The following is a 757-nucleotide window of genomic DNA, read 5'->3' on the forward strand; positions in this document are numbered from 1 at the left end:
GTCCCCACTTCCAACTTGCCAAGCCATTCTCGCACGGCACTGGCCGTCATTTCCGGGCCGTTGTCGCTGCGAATATGCTTAGGCACACCTCGGCTGACAAACAAGTCGGCCATGGTATCGAGCACATCCTGGGCGGTGAATTTCCGGGCCGTTGTCGCTGCGAATATGCTTAGGCACACCTCGGCTGACAAACAAGTCGGCCATGGTATCGAGCACATCCTGGGCGGTGAATTTCCGGGCCGTTGTCGCTGCGAATATGCTTAGGCACACCTCGGCTGACAAACAAGTCGGCCATGGTATCGAGCACATCCTGGGCGGTGAATTTCCGGGCCACCACGATGGCTAGGCATTCGCGGGTGTATTCGTCGATCATGTTCAGCATCCTGAATGCCTTGCCGTCGCTGGTGCGGTCGTGGACGAAATCGTAGGACCAGACGTGGTTCGGATATTCCGCCCGAAGCCGTACGCATGACCCATCGTTGAGCCAAAGACGGCCCCGCTTGGGTTGCTTTGGTGGCACTTTGAGCCCCTCCCGCCGCCAGATCCGCTCGACCCGCTTGGAATTGACGGTCCAACCTGCGTCACGCAGCAGGGCCGTAATCCGGCGGTAGCCATAGCGGCCATATTGGCGGGCCAGGGTGATGACGTCGGCGGTCAGCGCCTCTTCATCATCCCGACCCTGTGGCTCACGTCGCTGCGTCGAGCGGGGCTGTCCCAGCACCAGGCACGCCCGGCGCTCCGACACCGCCAACCGCTC

General features: G+C 61.4%; 1 pseudogene. It reads right to left on the bottom strand.

What is annotated here, in order from left to right:
• Positions 1-232: 232 nt before the first annotated feature.
• Positions 233-757, bottom strand: a pseudogene (locus A6A04_RS00765) (DDE-type integrase/transposase/recombinase); the annotation flags it as partial.

The sequence above is a fragment of the Paramagnetospirillum marisnigri genome (genome assembly GCF_001650715.1).
In the GTDB taxonomy this organism is placed as follows: domain Bacteria; phylum Pseudomonadota; class Alphaproteobacteria; order Rhodospirillales; family Magnetospirillaceae; genus Phaeospirillum; species Phaeospirillum marisnigri.